The sequence below is a fragment of the Crocosphaera chwakensis CCY0110 genome (assembly GCF_000169335.1).
In the GTDB taxonomy this organism is placed as follows: domain Bacteria; phylum Cyanobacteriota; class Cyanobacteriia; order Cyanobacteriales; family Microcystaceae; genus Crocosphaera; species Crocosphaera chwakensis.
On record NZ_AAXW01000001.1, the window covers coordinates 146,540 to 159,923 of the forward strand.

Sequence of the window (13,384 nt, forward strand, 5' to 3'; positions counted from 1 at the left end):
ATTTGAACTACTACTTCTTTATCTTGGGAGTTGTTTATTTTCCTACTCCAATAATCATACTAGACTGTACAGTTTGATTGTAATACCAATTCTCATTATTAACAATAGAAATGATAAGTTGAGGGTAGCAGTGAGAGAGCTTCTAGCTTGTTTGCATTTCTTAAGATAGTCGATTATATTGATGTCCGACTACTTAGTCTGTTCGCGCAGTTGATCTACATCCCGCATCGGCGGACTGCCAAAATACCGCTTGTATTCCCGATTAAAGTGAGACGCATCGTCATACCCCACTCGGTAAGCCGTAGTGGTTGCATCGAGGTTTTCCCCCAGCATCAGACCAAATCCGCTTGAGATACCCCCTTTTAAAATTAATAGCTTAAAGCTTTAAAACCCTTCTGCCTCCTGCCCTCTGCCTTCTGCCTCTTCTAGAAGATAAGATAGGTTTGAGAACCGGATTTGGTATCAGACGGCGAGCTTCTTGGAGTCGCAGTTGTTTTTGAAACTGTAAAGGACTAATGGCCGTAACCGCCTTAAAGTGATGATGGAAGTTGTAGTCGTCTTAGTGCGCGTTCCCTAGGCGGGGAAACCTCGCCGGGGTCGCACCGCATTGCGAGGGGTAATATAAGCAGTAAGCTTTGAATTTTACTGAAAATACCCCGAAGCAATCTCTATAGCTATTTCTGAGAACTGAATATCACTTTGTGTTAAAGTTGAAAATGATTATCATTTTATCTCTATCTCCCCAGTTAATCAATGACTTTATCTCAGCCCAAGTCTAAGGACTACAACCCTGCTTTACCAAGACTTATTAGTCGATCTCATCCTCCTGTCACTGAGGAAGAAATGCATCAGGCCGTCCGAACCCTACTTTTAGGACTGGGGGAAGATCCTGATCGAGAAGGACTCAGAGACACGCCAAAACGGGTAGTCAAAGCTCTAAAATTTTTAACCTCTGGCTATCATCAATCCCTTGATGAACTGCTCAATGGGGCAGTTTTTCACGAAAATACCGATGAAATGGTTTTAGTGAGGGATATTGATCTCTTTAGTTCCTGTGAGCATCATATTTTACCTATTTTGGGTCGCGCTCATGTTGCTTATATTCCTGATGGTAAAGTCATTGGCCTCTCAAAAATTGCCCGTATTTGTGAAATGTACGGACGACGGTTACAGGTACAAGAACGCCTCACCGCACAAATTGCAGATGCACTACAAGGATTATTACAACCGAAAGGGGTGGCCGTCGTGGTAGAAGCGACCCATATGTGCATGGTTATGCGTGGCGTTCAAAAACCCGGATCATGGACTGTTACCAGTGCTGTTCGTGGAATGTTTGCAGAGGATGCCAAAACTCGCCAAGAATTTATGAGTTTAATTCGTCATTCTGCCACCTTTCAAGGTTAAATCATGACTGCTAACAGGGGCGTTAATTTTATCGCCTCTGCTTTCTTTTCCTCACCCTTAATACAATTATGACTAAAACATTATCCGTTCCTAATAAATCTCCTTTAACCCTTCCTAAACAGGGAATGCCTGTGACTATTATTACAGGGTTTCTAGGGAGTGGAAAAACTACCTTAGTTAATCATATTTTGACCAATAATCAACAGTTAAAAGTTGCTGTATTAGTCAATGAATTTGGTGATATTGATATTGATAGTCAGTTATTAGTCTCCATTGATGAAAACATGGTGGCGTTAAGTAATGGTTGTATTTGTTGCACGATTAATGATGATTTAGTGGCGGCAGTTTATCAAGTATTTGAGCAAGGGGATAACATTGATTATTTAATTTTAGAAACCACAGGGGTTGCTGATCCCTTACCCATTGCTTTAACCTTTCTGAATACTGAATTACGGGACATGACCCGACTGGATTCTATTTTAACTGTTGTTGATGCAGAAACGTTTACCTCTGAACATTTTCAAAGTGAAGCTGCATTACATCAGATTACTTATGGTGATATTATTCTGCTCAATAAAACCGATTTAGTATCAGATGAAAAAGTTAAACAATTAGAAACAGATATTAATCAAATTAAGTCAGGGGCGAGAATTATTCATAGTCAATATACACAAGTTCCTCTTCCTTTAATTCTCGATATTGATGTTAATAATGCTCAGAATTTTAGGATAGAAGACACAACTGAACATCATCATCACCATGATCACGAACATGATCACGATCATCACCATTCTGATCATTTAACGATAGATGGATTTGTTTCTATATCTTTTGAAAGCGATCGCCCTTTTATTGTAGAGAAATTTCAAACCTTTTTTCTGGATGATTTGACCACTAATGTTTTCCGAGCCAAAGGGATATTATGGTTTCAAGAAAGTCAATTGCGTCATATTTTTCAACTTAGCGGAAAACGTTATACTATGAATGCTGATGACTGGCAAAGGACTCCCCGAAATCAATTAGTGTTAATTGGACGTAACTTAGATGGAAAAATGCTCAGACATCAACTTAATCAGTGTTTAGCATAAAGGGGTTAAGGTGGGCAATCTTTTTCGTAGATTTTTCTTGATCACAACACACTGCCTACCCTATATAGCAGCTTGCCAAAAAGGGAAAAAGTCTCACTACCTGAGGTTTATGGGGGATTTATCGACAAAATGCCCATAATAGCTTTTGTTAACAAGGGATTAACCATGTGTTCGGGTCAAACTCATGTTCATAAGTATTTGCGTCCTTTAGTAGAATTCCCTCATATTCTACCTATTATCGTTTTAAGTTCTAAGTTTCTTCCTTAACCATTTCTAAGCCAGCATTTTTCCAGGCAGTCATTCCCCCTAAGACATTAACAACATCGTTGTATCCTTTGTGTTTGAGCAGACTTGCACTGACGGAGGAACGATAACCACTTCCGCAAACAACCGCCACAGTTTTTTCTCTGGGGACTTCTTGATATCTTTCGGGTAATTCTGCCCCTGTAATATGGGTTGCTCTTTTAATATGTCCTGTTCGCCATTCAGTTTTTTGACGGACATCTAGTACAAATAGCTGCTCACGCTGTCGACTCAAATCTCGCACACTCATTAAAGGCATAAACTCTAGTTCTTTGGCTGCAGTCCGCCAGGCTTTCATACCCCCTGCTAACCAGCCTTTTGGCAAATCGTAACCAATACGGAGTAACTGCCAACAGATATCCCAGAGGTCAGTTGCTTTCTCCAGCACTAAAATGATCGGCACATCGGGAGGCAAAATGGTACCTGCCCAAGTCGAAAAAGAAGAACTATAGTAAACGTTGAGCGCACCAGGAATGTGACTGGCAAAAGCTTCTGGGGAGCGACAATCTAAAACAATCATCCCTTGAGAACGCAAGCGATCAAATTGCTCGACATCTAAGGCCGGAGGATTAGCGAGGACTCCCAATAACGGTGGACCTTGCTGATTCTGTTTTCGCATTCGTGACCAATAGGGCGGAACGGCAGGAAGTTGGTCTAAATTAATACATTGCTCAACAAACTCGTCTTTAGACGCAATACTCGCTAACATCTGATTCATTCGTCGTTCGTAACCAATCGTCGTCGACAGACGACTGCCAATACTACCGCCACAAAGGGAACCAGCCACATGAGTCGGATAAACCTGCACGTAATCAGGTAGATTGAGTATTTTGGCTTGTAGTGTCTGGCACAGTTGACTGGCGTGGCTTTGAATATCCTCAGCAGAACCTAATAAGTCAGGACGACCCACATCATCGACTAACAATGCGCCTCCAGAAAGCAACATGACTGGTTCTTCACCACGAGAGCGATCGCGAACCAATAAACTAATGTGTTCGGGGGTGTGACCGGGCGTATGCAAGACTTCAAAGACCACTTCTCCCATTTCTAAGCGATCGCCATCTCCCATCGAACGCACATTATAACCTAAATTGGCACGCGCACTCCCAATTAACTGTACTTCTCCACGTTCAGGCAACTCACAAATTCCACTCAGGTAGTCGTTATGTTGATGAGTATCGGCAGCATATTTAACTCGCATCCCCTGAGAACTAGCTTCTTTAAAGTAGATGTCTACATCTCTTCTTACGTCTAAGACCAAGGCTTCACCTGTTTCTTCCGAGCCAATGAAATAGGACGCATGACCGAGACTTTCTAAATAAAATTGCTGGAAATACATTGTTTTTCCTCAAAAATTGCTATCAAGTTTTCTTCACTTTGAAATGTTTTGTTGAGTGCTTCTTTTGGAATCTTATCCCACTTCAAAATCTCGATCCTCTTTCTTTCAACAGATTTACTCCACCATTCTTCAACAATTTCTTATGGTTGCTTTCTTAACAAGATCGTAACAAAATCTCGACAAGAAAAATTAACAGGACTCACTCTATATTGATATAAACTTTGTTATAATTGCCATCATTGGTTAGTAGCTCATCAGAGAAACAATAATCGATAATTTTCTTTAATATTTGTTACAAAGGCTGGACAATAATTGATTTTTATGAATACGATTCAAGCATCAAAAATCAACCCTCAAGCAACTATCGATCAATATACTTGGCATTGGCAAAATCAGCAATTTCAAGTAATTTATGAAACATTAGGTCAAGGAAATCCTGTTTTACTCTTACCTGCTTTTAGTACCGTTTCGAGTCGGACAGAAATGGCAAGAATTGCTCAATTGTTAGCCAAAGAATATCAAGTTTATTTGTTAGACTGGTTAGGATTTGGAGACTCTCAACGGCCTGCTTTAGATTATAATCCTCAACTTTATCATCAATTACTTAAAGATTTTGTTAACAATACTTTTCAAGAACCTGTGATCATTATTGCTGCAGGTCATAGTGTTGGTTATGCTTTAGAATTAGCTAAAATTGCCTCTGAAACTATTAGTAAACTGATTTTAGTTGCTCCCACTTGGCGTGGACCTTTAAGAGTAATGGGTGTTCCCAAAAGTATCAGAAATTTAGTAAAAAATTTAGTTAGAACTCCTATCATTGGACAGTTTCTTTATTATCTAAATACAACCCCTGGTTTTCTTAAGTTCATGTATCGCCGTCATGTTTATACTGATAGCACAAAATTAACCGATGAGTTTATTACCAATAAACGCAATATTACCCAACGAGAAGGCGCAAGATTTTCCCCTGTTGCTTTTGTCACAGGAACATTAGACCCCATAGAAAGTAGAAATGATTTTCTCAGTTTAATTGAATCTTTATCTCAACCTATTTTAACTATTATTGCCGAACAATCTCCCCCTTATTCTAAACAAGAAATGGAGGCAATTACCTCCATTGATAAGATTTCTATTGTCCGTTTACCCGGTACTTTAGGAGTTCATGAAGAATCTCCAGAATTAGTAACAGAAACGATGCAAAATTTTCTACAAAGTTAATATGAAAATGATGAAAATCTCAGATAATTCTTATTTTACTTTATGACGACCACCAGCCCAAGGAGGAGGGCTACCGGGTTGACGAATTTGAATCACTTCACCATTATTTTTCCTAATGGTATAAGCATCAAAATCATCATCATCATACTCACCGACAACGGTTATTTTTTCACCAGAAGTTACATTAATTTGATGATACCAACGAGGACCTACATCCACAATAATTTGTCCTGTTCCATCATCTAAAATAAATTCGTTGCCTACCACATCTTTGACTTCACCAGAAATTGAGATCCCTGTATTTTGTTGTAGTTCTCGGATAGGAATTTGAGCATTAACAAGAGAATGGCTGGTTATTCCAAGAGAAATAAGCGTCAAGAAAATTGCTGATTTCATGATACTGAAATTGTTGATTGAGAATAACTACTATTGATAGTTTAACAAATTATTTATTGTTGATCTACGATATTTAGTAGGTCTTACCTACCCTCGCTTTTTTGTTATAATTAAAGCATAGCTAAACTGGGCTTAATTAAGGCTTCAGCAATGCGTTGGCTCCCTTTAATTGCCCCTGCTAAATTACGAGCAACCGGCCCAACTTGTAAAGCAGATAAACCTCCCATAATAAATAATTCCAAGCATGGCCAACGTAAATATTGATCTAAAATAGGTAATCCTTGAACGAATTGAGTCGGATAATTTTCCTGAATATCAGTTAACAAAGGATGCTCATTAACCCTAAATTGTGTCCCTGTGGCTAACCAAATTTGATCACAAAAAAAATGTTTTTCATCTTTACATTTTATTTCCCATTGATTATCTTTCCAATCAGCTTTAATGACTTCACAATTTTCTTCAAGGGTTAAAGGTTTATCCCTTGTCATCCGTCTTAATTTTAACATCATGGCAGGAGTCATTGATCCCCCATCTCTTGCCTGATGAATCAGTTTCCATCGCTTTTCCCAGTTTAATTCTAAATAAAAATCCTTTAAATACTTCTGCCCTAACCAACCTGGATCAGCATCAAATAATTTTTCTTTTAACTGTCGTCTTGCCATTAAAATAACCTTAGCCCCTTGCTCAATTGCGCCTACTGCTAAATGGCCAGAGGTTAATCCTCCACCAATGATTAAAATTCGTTTATTTTTTACTTTTAACGTTCTTAAATCTATCTGCTGAGAATGTAATAATTTATCTTGAGGATAGGGACTTTTAATGTTATTGACCCAATCAGGAAATTGAGGAATTCCACCCCCTGTCGCTAAAATCACACGACGAGCAATGAATTGATTACCACTTTCTAACATTAACTGAAATCGACGAGAAGAGGGAACTTTGATCGGCAAAATTCGAGTTACTTTATCAGAATAAACTAAATTTTCTAAGTCCCAATTTTTAATAATATCCTCACAAAAATCATTAAATAAATTTGTCCCTGGTAAGTCATAGGGAGGAAATAATTCTTGACGACGATGTTCTGCAAATTTTCTCAACTGATAGGGGTTAGGATGGGGATGATGTACCGCAGGGGATCTTAACCTGCATTATTCATGAAGAAAAAACAAAACCAAAAACATAAGAAATTAGCATCAAAAGCGATTTTTTATTAAATAGATTCTTAAAAAGTAGTGAATTGGCGTAATTCAATCACAGAAAATTAATGGAAGAACAGAAAAAAGACTAATTTAACGTTAGATGGATACACCAATCCTATGAGAGATGAATGTTAGGAAAAAATCAATTGTTTACCCGAAGATAATCGTTGTATTATGCAGAGTATTTCCTCACGAAAAGGACAATGAGCAGCTAATTCTACTAAAGTTCTTCTAACAGAAACAGGTAAGGATTCAGGTGGCAAATATTGACAAACAGGCTGACTGCGCTAAAGTAACGGTATGAGTCAAACTGAACCAGGAGTACAGTTAAATCCAGACGAATTAAACCAACTGTCAAAATCTGGGTTGGTACAAATTATCTTGGCTCAACAGAAACTTATCGAGCAGCTACAAAAAGAAATAGAAAAATTAAAGCTCAGTCGTAATTTAGATAGCCAAACCTCATCAAAACCCCCATCAACAGACTTATTGAAAAAGTCTGAGAAGGCTAAAACAACTGAAGACGATAAGGATAAGAAAAGAAAACCAGGGGGACAACCTGGACATAAGGGAAAAACAAGGAAAGGCTTTGGGAGAATTGACAGAATTCAAATCTTGCAACCATCAATATGTAGTCACTGTGGTCAAACAGAATTATTAATAGAACCAGTGAAAGTTGATTCTCAGCAGGTAGCACAACTGGTAGATAAACCCATTGAGGTAGTAGAATATCATCGTCATCATTGTCGCTGTGGGCATTGTGGTGAAGTGACCAAAGCGAATTGGTCGCCCAAGACCGTCCCAGGACAAGATTTAGGAGTGAAGTTACAAGCTTTTCTGGGATGGTTAGGGAATTATGGACATCTACCTTATGAAAAGCAACAAGAGATGTTGTGGGAGTTAGGGCAAATTGAGATAGGTATGGGGACCATCGTAGCCACCAATCAACGAGTAGAAACAGCCATTAATCCGTCGGTTGAACAATTATCCAAGTGGGTCAAAGTAGAACAACCCCCAATTCATGTTGATGAAACACCCTGGCCAGTGAAGGGAGTCAAAGAATGGTTGTGGGTATTTACCAATCAACTTTTCTGCCTGTTTCGGGCTGCTGATACTAGGGGGCGTAAGGAATTAGAAGATCAGTTAGGCCATGAATATGGTGGTGTTTTAAGTAGTGATGATTTGGGAGTTTACAATGGTTATACTGTTGTTGCTCAACAGAAATGTTTGGCACATTTACGCCGTCACTTTCAGCGATTAATAAAAACTCCAGGTCAATATAACAAAACCATCGGTCAAACTTTTCTCAAATTAATTGATGAAGCTTTCCGTCATTATCGTATTTGGCAAAACGATAAGAATAGGCATGGTTATCAAGTTTGGGCAAGACAATTCAAAGATAAGATAAAGATAGCCACAGAAGAATGGAAGCCTAAAGCCGGTTATGAAGCCGGAAAACTTTTGCGAAACCTTCGGCAAAAGGCAGAGCAATGGTGGTATTTTCTGGAGCATCCAGAGATCCCCCCTGATAATAATCTTGCTGAAAGATCCTTAAGATTAGCCATCACGAAACGGAAAGTTAGTGGGGGTTCAAGAAGCATGGAACGATTTAAACAAACAGCTAACTTATTGACGGTTATTCAAACTTGTCGTCGTCAAGAACGTTCGGTGATTGATTTTTTCGAGAAGTCATTAATAGCCAAAGTCGGTCATCCGAATTGTTTGTTTCCTTCCCTAATTCCTAACTTCTAGACCTGAATCCTTACCTTCACTCTTTTTTGATGGACTTTTTCATTGTCTTTTTCAGGTGCATATAAAGTTTTTTTTGACACTATAATTCAATCTTTGGCTGATTCTTCCCATTGTGGTTTTTTTGACTTGCACTCCTGTTTCTTTATAGAGTAACTCACATAATTCTTCGAGAGTTGCATCATTATTTTTTTCCATGATTTCCACTAAAATAACCAATTGCTCACTATTAAGCTTAGGAGATGGGCTTCCTCCTTGCGGTAAAGGTCTAATATCTCCAGTTTGTTGATATTGTTTAAGCAATTTTTGAATAAAGCTTTTCGCTACTCCAAAACGCTTAGCTAGATTCCTGATAGAGAGGTTTTCTTTTTTCCACACTTCTATGATTTTTTCTCTAAAGTCTATAGAATAAGGCTTCATTTTTTAGTACATCAGTAATAGATATTACAATCTATAATGTACCTCATGAGTCAGGGAAATGCTATATATCAAACCCAAAATACTGAAATTGCCATGAATTACTTGTTAGGTATTCAAGCTTTTAATTTAAACTATGCCCTAGAAATTGATCCTAATTTTTTATCAGAAGATGCCCATGAACATGATAATTCTGTCTATTCTGTTGCTTTTGTAGAATCAGGACAATTAGATATGGAGAAAGTGAGTAATTGGATCAGTAATTTATTAAGAACTCAAGGGCAAGATATCTTTAGAATGAAGGGAATTCTTAATATTGCAGGGATGAATGAAAGATTAGTTTTACAAGGGGTTCATATGTTGTTAAACGCTAAACCCGATCGCCTTTGGAAACCTGAAGAGATTCGCAGAAATGAATTAGTTTTTATTGGTCGCAATTTAGATGAAATGCAGTTAAAAGAGGAGTTAAAAGCGTGTCTGGTTTAAAAACACATCTATCCCCTTTATTTGAACTACAATGGACAGGGCAACTCTCAGATTATGTCACTGATTTGGCTTGGTCAAATAGTGATTATTTAGCAGCCAGTTCTGGGTCAGGAGAGGTATTCTTATGGAATCTTAAAACTGAAGAACCTAGGTTAGTTTTATCTCCCCAAGAAACATCAATTGATTGCTTAGAATTTTCCCATGATGGGCAATTTTTGGCAGCAGCCGGACAAGAAGGAAAGGTAAAAATCTGGACAATTAAGCCTCATATTGAGTTAATTAATTCTTGGGGAAAACAAGGCCAATGGATTGATCATTTAGCTTGGCATCCGACTAAAAATCAACTAGCCTTTAGTTTAGGCCGTTATGTACAAGTAGTGGACGTTGTGGCTGAAGAAATTATCGCCACTTTACCCTTTGAAACCTCTTCTGTATTAGGAATGAGTTGGCATCCATCGGGTGAAAATTTAGCAGTTGCTGGTAATGGTGGGGTTAAAATTTGGAATGCTAATCAATGGAATGATGACCCGATTGTAGTAGAAATGGCTGCAGCTTGTACTGCGATCGCTTGGTCAAAGGATGGAGACTATTTGGCTGCTAGTTGTTTAGATAATACGGTCTTAGTTTGGCGTTGGCAAGATGAAATTCCTTGGCGTATGACAGGGTTTGGGGGAAAAATTCGTCATGTAACTTGGTCTAATATTAAATCAGAAATTGCCCCTTTATTAGCAGTTAGTTGTTTAGAAGAAATTGTTGTTTGGAAAAAAGAAAAAAATGACGAGGATGGTTGGTTATCATGGGGTTTAATAGGCCACGAAGATATGATTACAGATATAGGGTTTCAACCGAATAGTTTATTATTGGCATCAGTCGGAGAAAATGGAGAATTATTATTATGGCAAAAAGCGAAACAATTGGGTCAACGTTCACAAGAAACTTTAGAAGAATTTTCTAGGTTAGAATGGCATCCTTCGGGGGAAAATTTAGCTATCGGGGGGCAAAAGGGAGGATTATTTATTTTGAAAAAATCTTATCGAGGTCGAGGATTTGGATAAATTATTTACTTGATTTTGTTAATTGATCTAAAAGCTGTTTACTTCGATAAATAACTTCAGGACGAGTTAAAATGCCCTGAGAAGGACTTACCAATAAAGCTAATAAAAATAAACTCGTTACCACTAACACAATAGCTGCCCCTGAAGGCACATTTAAGTAGTAACTGAGGTAAATTCCTATAATGCCACTTAAACTGCCAATAATAGCCCCAAGGATCATCATTTGATGGAGTTCTTTAACTAATAAATAAGCAGTAATACTTGGCCCGACTAATAAAGAAACCACTAACACAACTCCCACCGCTTGCATACTAGCAATAATAGTTAAAGTAATGGCAGAAATTAACCCTAAATGAATCCATTTAACAGGTAATCCCATCGCTTGTGCGCCCAAAGGATTAAAGGTATAAAATAATAATTCTTTATAAAAAAGCTTGACAAATAGAATGATGAAAATAACAATCATCAAAGTTCGAGTAAAATCATTTTTGGTCACACCAAGAATATCTCCAAATAAAAAACTATGAAGATCAATTTTACTTTTTAATAGAGTAATCAATATGATTCCTAATGCTAAAAACCCAGAAAAAACTAACGCCATCGCTACATCAACTTTAATTTTAGATTGAGATTGAATCCAAGAAATAACTAAGGTACTTAAGAGTCCCGAAATAAATGCTCCTAAAAAAATATCGATTCCTAAATAAAACGCGATCGCTAATCCGGGTAACACAGCATGGGCAATAACATCTCCTAATAATCCCATTTTTTGGACAATTAAATAACTACCAGTGACAGCACAAAGAATTCCCAATAAAATAATAATTATTAGGGCATTTCTCATAAATTCAAAGGTTAGGGGTTCAAGTAATAAATTAATCATTATTTAATTAAGTTTAAATTAGAATAAGGAGATCAACGGATTCCAGAGGGAAAATGATTAGGACTACCATTTAAGAAAATAACATTATCTCCATACGCTTCTTGAATATTCTCAGCCGTAATAACTTCAGAACGAGAACCATTAGCAATCAAAGTTTTATTAATTAATAAAAATCGATCATACTCTCTTGCTGTTTCCCGCAATTCATGACCGACTACTAATAAAATTTTTCCCGATGATTTTAACTCATCAAATACTTCAAAAAGCATCGCTTCAGTTTTTTTATCAACCCCAATAAAGGGTTCATCAAATAAGAATAATTCTGCTTCTTGGGCTAATGCTTGGGCTAAAAATACCCGTTGTTGTTGTCCCCCTGATAACTCTCCAATGGGACGATCTTTTAATTCCCACATTCCCACTCGCATCAAAGCTTGGTGAACGATCATTTTAGATTGGCGAGAAATAGACTTAAATAACCCTGTATGGCGAATTCTGGCCATCATGACCACATTCTTCACAGTAATGGGATAATCCCAGTCAATTTGGCTTCTTTGGGGAATGTAAGCCACTTGTGCCAATTGTTTCGATAAGGAACGAAAACGAAATTTGACGTTTCCTCGATCTACAGGGACTAATCCTAAGATACCTTTGATTAAAGAGCTTTTTCCTGCTCCATTCGGTCCGATAATCCCGACAATTTCCCCAGGTTGTAAACAAAAGCTGATATTTTCTACAGCTACCACCCCTCGGTAGTTAACTCCCAGATGCTGGACTTCTAACATGATTTTAAACTAGAATGATTATCATTATCATAATGGATCAAAAAACTTATGTTAAGTCTTTTCAAATTAAATTATTCCTTACTTCCTTGCACCCTATTAATGGGGTTAGTTGGCTGTGCAACGTCCCAACCAGAGGCTGTAACGCCTACGGATAATCGTCCCTTAGTGGTAGCAACCACCAGTATTTTGTGCGATCTGACTGAACAACTGGCACAAGAAACTATCAATCTTCAATGTTTACTAGATCCAGGAGTTGATCCTCATCTGTATCAACCCACTCCAGAGGATCGACAGGCCATTGATAAAGCTCAATTGATCTTGTATGGGGGTTATAATTTCGATGCCAGCTTAATCCAATTAATCGAAGCTAGTAATAATTCTGCACCTAAAATAGCAGTTCATGAACAAGCTGTTTCTCAACCTTTAATGGGAAAAGAACATAATCATGATCATAATCATAACCATGAAGAAAACCGAGATCAAGTAACCGAAAATCTCCCCGATCCTCATATTTGGCATGACGCGAATAATGGCATCAAAATAGTGCAAGTTATTACCCAAACATTAGAAACTTTGCAACCCGATCAGGCTGAACAATACCAAAATAATCAAGTTAAAATGACCGAAAAATTAACCGCTATTGATAATTGGATTAAAGAACAAATTGCCACCATTCCTGTCAGACAACGAAAATTAGTGATGACTCACGACGCATTAGGATACTATGTTAATGCTTATAATTTAACCTTTGAGGGAGCCTTAGAGGGATTTAGTACAGAGGAGTCTCCCACAGCTTCACGAGTTAGTGAACTGGTCAAAGAGGTAAAAAAGACCCAAGTTCCTACTATTTTTACAGAAAATACTATCAATCCTAAATTAATTGAAACGGTAGCAAAAGAAGCTAATGTTAAAGTTGCTCAACAACAACTTTACACTGATGGGTTAGGAGAAACAGGAACAAGCGGAGATAGTTATCAAAAAATGTTAATCTCTAATACCCAAACCATTGTGATAGGATTAGGGGGAACTTATCAGCCTTTTCAATCTCGATAAATTAAAATTGCT

11 protein-coding genes and 2 pseudogenes are annotated in these 13,384 nt (G+C 37.7%); 7 read left to right on the forward strand and 6 right to left on the reverse strand.

All coding sequences use genetic code 11. The features are described 5' to 3' along the window. The first annotated feature begins 753 nt into the window (after window positions 1–753). Together folE and CY0110_RS00770 are read left to right on the forward strand one after the other, a co-directional pair. Window positions 754–1,404 carry a GTP cyclohydrolase I FolE gene (gene folE / locus CY0110_RS00765; RefSeq protein ID WP_008272613.1) on the forward strand — a complete coding sequence of 217 codons (651 nt, stop codon included), beginning with the start codon at window positions 754–756 and terminating at the stop codon, window positions 1,402–1,404. A gap of 68 nt (window positions 1,405–1,472) precedes the next feature. Next, window positions 1,473–2,492: a CobW family GTP-binding protein gene (locus tag CY0110_RS00770; protein ID WP_008272614.1), complete on the forward strand. Its 1,020-nt coding sequence runs from the start codon at window positions 1,473–1,475 to the stop codon at window positions 2,490–2,492. Window positions 2,493–2,742: 250 nt separating this feature from the next. On the opposite strand, the gene CY0110_RS00775 is transcribed toward CY0110_RS00770, so the two are convergent. After that, on the reverse strand, window positions 2,743–4,134 hold the full coding sequence (locus CY0110_RS00775) for an MBL fold metallo-hydrolase (protein ID WP_008272615.1): 1,392 nt from the start codon (window positions 4,132–4,134) through the stop codon (window positions 2,743–2,745). 321 nt (window positions 4,135–4,455) lie between these two features. On the opposite strand from CY0110_RS00775, the gene CY0110_RS00780 reads away from it, so the two are divergent. Beyond that, window positions 4,456–5,352, forward strand: a complete 897-nt coding sequence (locus CY0110_RS00780; protein WP_008272616.1) for an alpha/beta fold hydrolase — start codon at window positions 4,456–4,458, stop codon at window positions 5,350–5,352. Between the two features lie 30 nt (window positions 5,353–5,382). On the opposite strand, the gene CY0110_RS00785 is transcribed toward CY0110_RS00780, so the two are convergent. Further along, window positions 5,383–5,748: a NirD/YgiW/YdeI family stress tolerance protein gene (locus CY0110_RS00785; RefSeq protein WP_008272617.1), complete on the reverse strand. Its 366-nt coding sequence runs from the start codon at window positions 5,746–5,748 to the stop codon at window positions 5,383–5,385. A gap of 110 nt (window positions 5,749–5,858) precedes the next feature. Continuing rightward, window positions 5,859–6,845 (reverse strand): SidA/IucD/PvdA family monooxygenase, encoded by a 987-nt coding sequence (locus CY0110_RS00790; RefSeq protein ID WP_008272618.1) that lies wholly within the window; start codon window positions 6,843–6,845, stop codon window positions 5,859–5,861. Window positions 6,846–7,247: 402 nt separating this feature from the next. Between CY0110_RS00790 and CY0110_RS00795 the strand changes: the two genes are divergently transcribed. Further along, the gene (locus CY0110_RS00795) at window positions 7,248–8,699 is read left to right on the forward strand and encodes an IS66-like element ISCysp3 family transposase (RefSeq protein ID WP_008272619.1); all 1,452 of its coding nucleotides are present in this window, start codon (window positions 7,248–7,250) and stop codon (window positions 8,697–8,699) included. 14 nt (window positions 8,700–8,713) lie between these two features. On the opposite strand, the pseudogene CY0110_RS00800 reads toward CY0110_RS00795, so the two are convergent. Then, window positions 8,714–9,116 (reverse strand): annotated as a pseudogene (locus CY0110_RS00800) (helix-turn-helix domain-containing protein); the annotation flags it as partial. Between the two features lie 63 nt (window positions 9,117–9,179). On the opposite strand from CY0110_RS00800, the pseudogene CY0110_RS00805 reads away from it, so the two are divergent. Continuing rightward, a pseudogene (locus CY0110_RS00805) lies at window positions 9,180–9,599 on the forward strand (GTP-binding protein); the annotation flags it as partial. Further along, entirely contained in the window at window positions 9,587–10,654 is a 1,068-nt protein-coding gene (locus tag CY0110_RS00810) for a WD40 repeat domain-containing protein (protein ID WP_008272622.1), read from the forward strand. The pseudogene CY0110_RS00805 and the gene CY0110_RS00810, both read left to right, overlap by 13 nt. Before the next feature lies 1 nt (window position 10,655). On the opposite strand, the gene CY0110_RS00815 is transcribed toward CY0110_RS00810, so the two are convergent. Further along, window positions 10,656–11,537 carry a metal ABC transporter permease gene (locus CY0110_RS00815; RefSeq protein WP_008272623.1) on the reverse strand — a complete coding sequence of 294 codons (882 nt, stop codon included), beginning with the start codon at window positions 11,535–11,537 and terminating at the stop codon, window positions 10,656–10,658. 32 nt (window positions 11,538–11,569) lie between these two features. Then, entirely contained in the window at window positions 11,570–12,319 is a 750-nt protein-coding gene (locus CY0110_RS00820; protein WP_008272624.1) for a metal ABC transporter ATP-binding protein, read from the reverse strand. Window positions 12,320–12,367: 48 nt separating this feature from the next. Here CY0110_RS00820 and CY0110_RS00825 point away from each other — a divergent pair, with 48 nt between their 5' ends. Next, a complete protein-coding gene (locus CY0110_RS00825) occupies window positions 12,368–13,372 on the forward strand; it encodes a metal ABC transporter solute-binding protein, Zn/Mn family (protein ID WP_008272625.1) in 1,005 nt (334 codons plus the stop codon). The last annotated feature ends 12 nt before the right edge of the window (window positions 13,373–13,384 follow it).

What these genes read in the sequence shown, in the direction of transcription:
- folE (WP_008272613.1), top strand. Translation starts at nt 754, where the DNA reads ATGACTTTATCTCAGCCCAAGTCTAAGGACTACAACCCTGCTTTACCA.
- CY0110_RS00770 (WP_008272614.1), top strand. Translation starts at nt 1,473, where the DNA reads ATGACTAAAACATTATCCGTTCCTAATAAATCTCCTTTAACCCTTCCT.
- CY0110_RS00775 (WP_008272615.1), bottom strand. Translation starts at nt 4,134, where the DNA reads ATGTATTTCCAGCAATTTTATTTAGAAAGTCTCGGTCATGCGTCCTAT.
- CY0110_RS00780 (WP_008272616.1), top strand. Translation starts at nt 4,456, where the DNA reads ATGAATACGATTCAAGCATCAAAAATCAACCCTCAAGCAACTATCGAT.
- CY0110_RS00785 (WP_008272617.1), bottom strand. Translation starts at nt 5,748, where the DNA reads ATGAAATCAGCAATTTTCTTGACGCTTATTTCTCTTGGAATAACCAGC.
- CY0110_RS00795 (WP_008272619.1), top strand. Translation starts at nt 7,248, where the DNA reads ATGAGTCAAACTGAACCAGGAGTACAGTTAAATCCAGACGAATTAAAC.
- CY0110_RS00815 (WP_008272623.1), bottom strand. Translation starts at nt 11,537, where the DNA reads ATGATTAATTTATTACTTGAACCCCTAACCTTTGAATTTATGAGAAAT.
- CY0110_RS00820 (WP_008272624.1), bottom strand. Translation starts at nt 12,319, where the DNA reads ATGTTAGAAGTCCAGCATCTGGGAGTTAACTACCGAGGGGTGGTAGCT.
- CY0110_RS00825 (WP_008272625.1), top strand. Translation starts at nt 12,368, where the DNA reads ATGTTAAGTCTTTTCAAATTAAATTATTCCTTACTTCCTTGCACCCTA.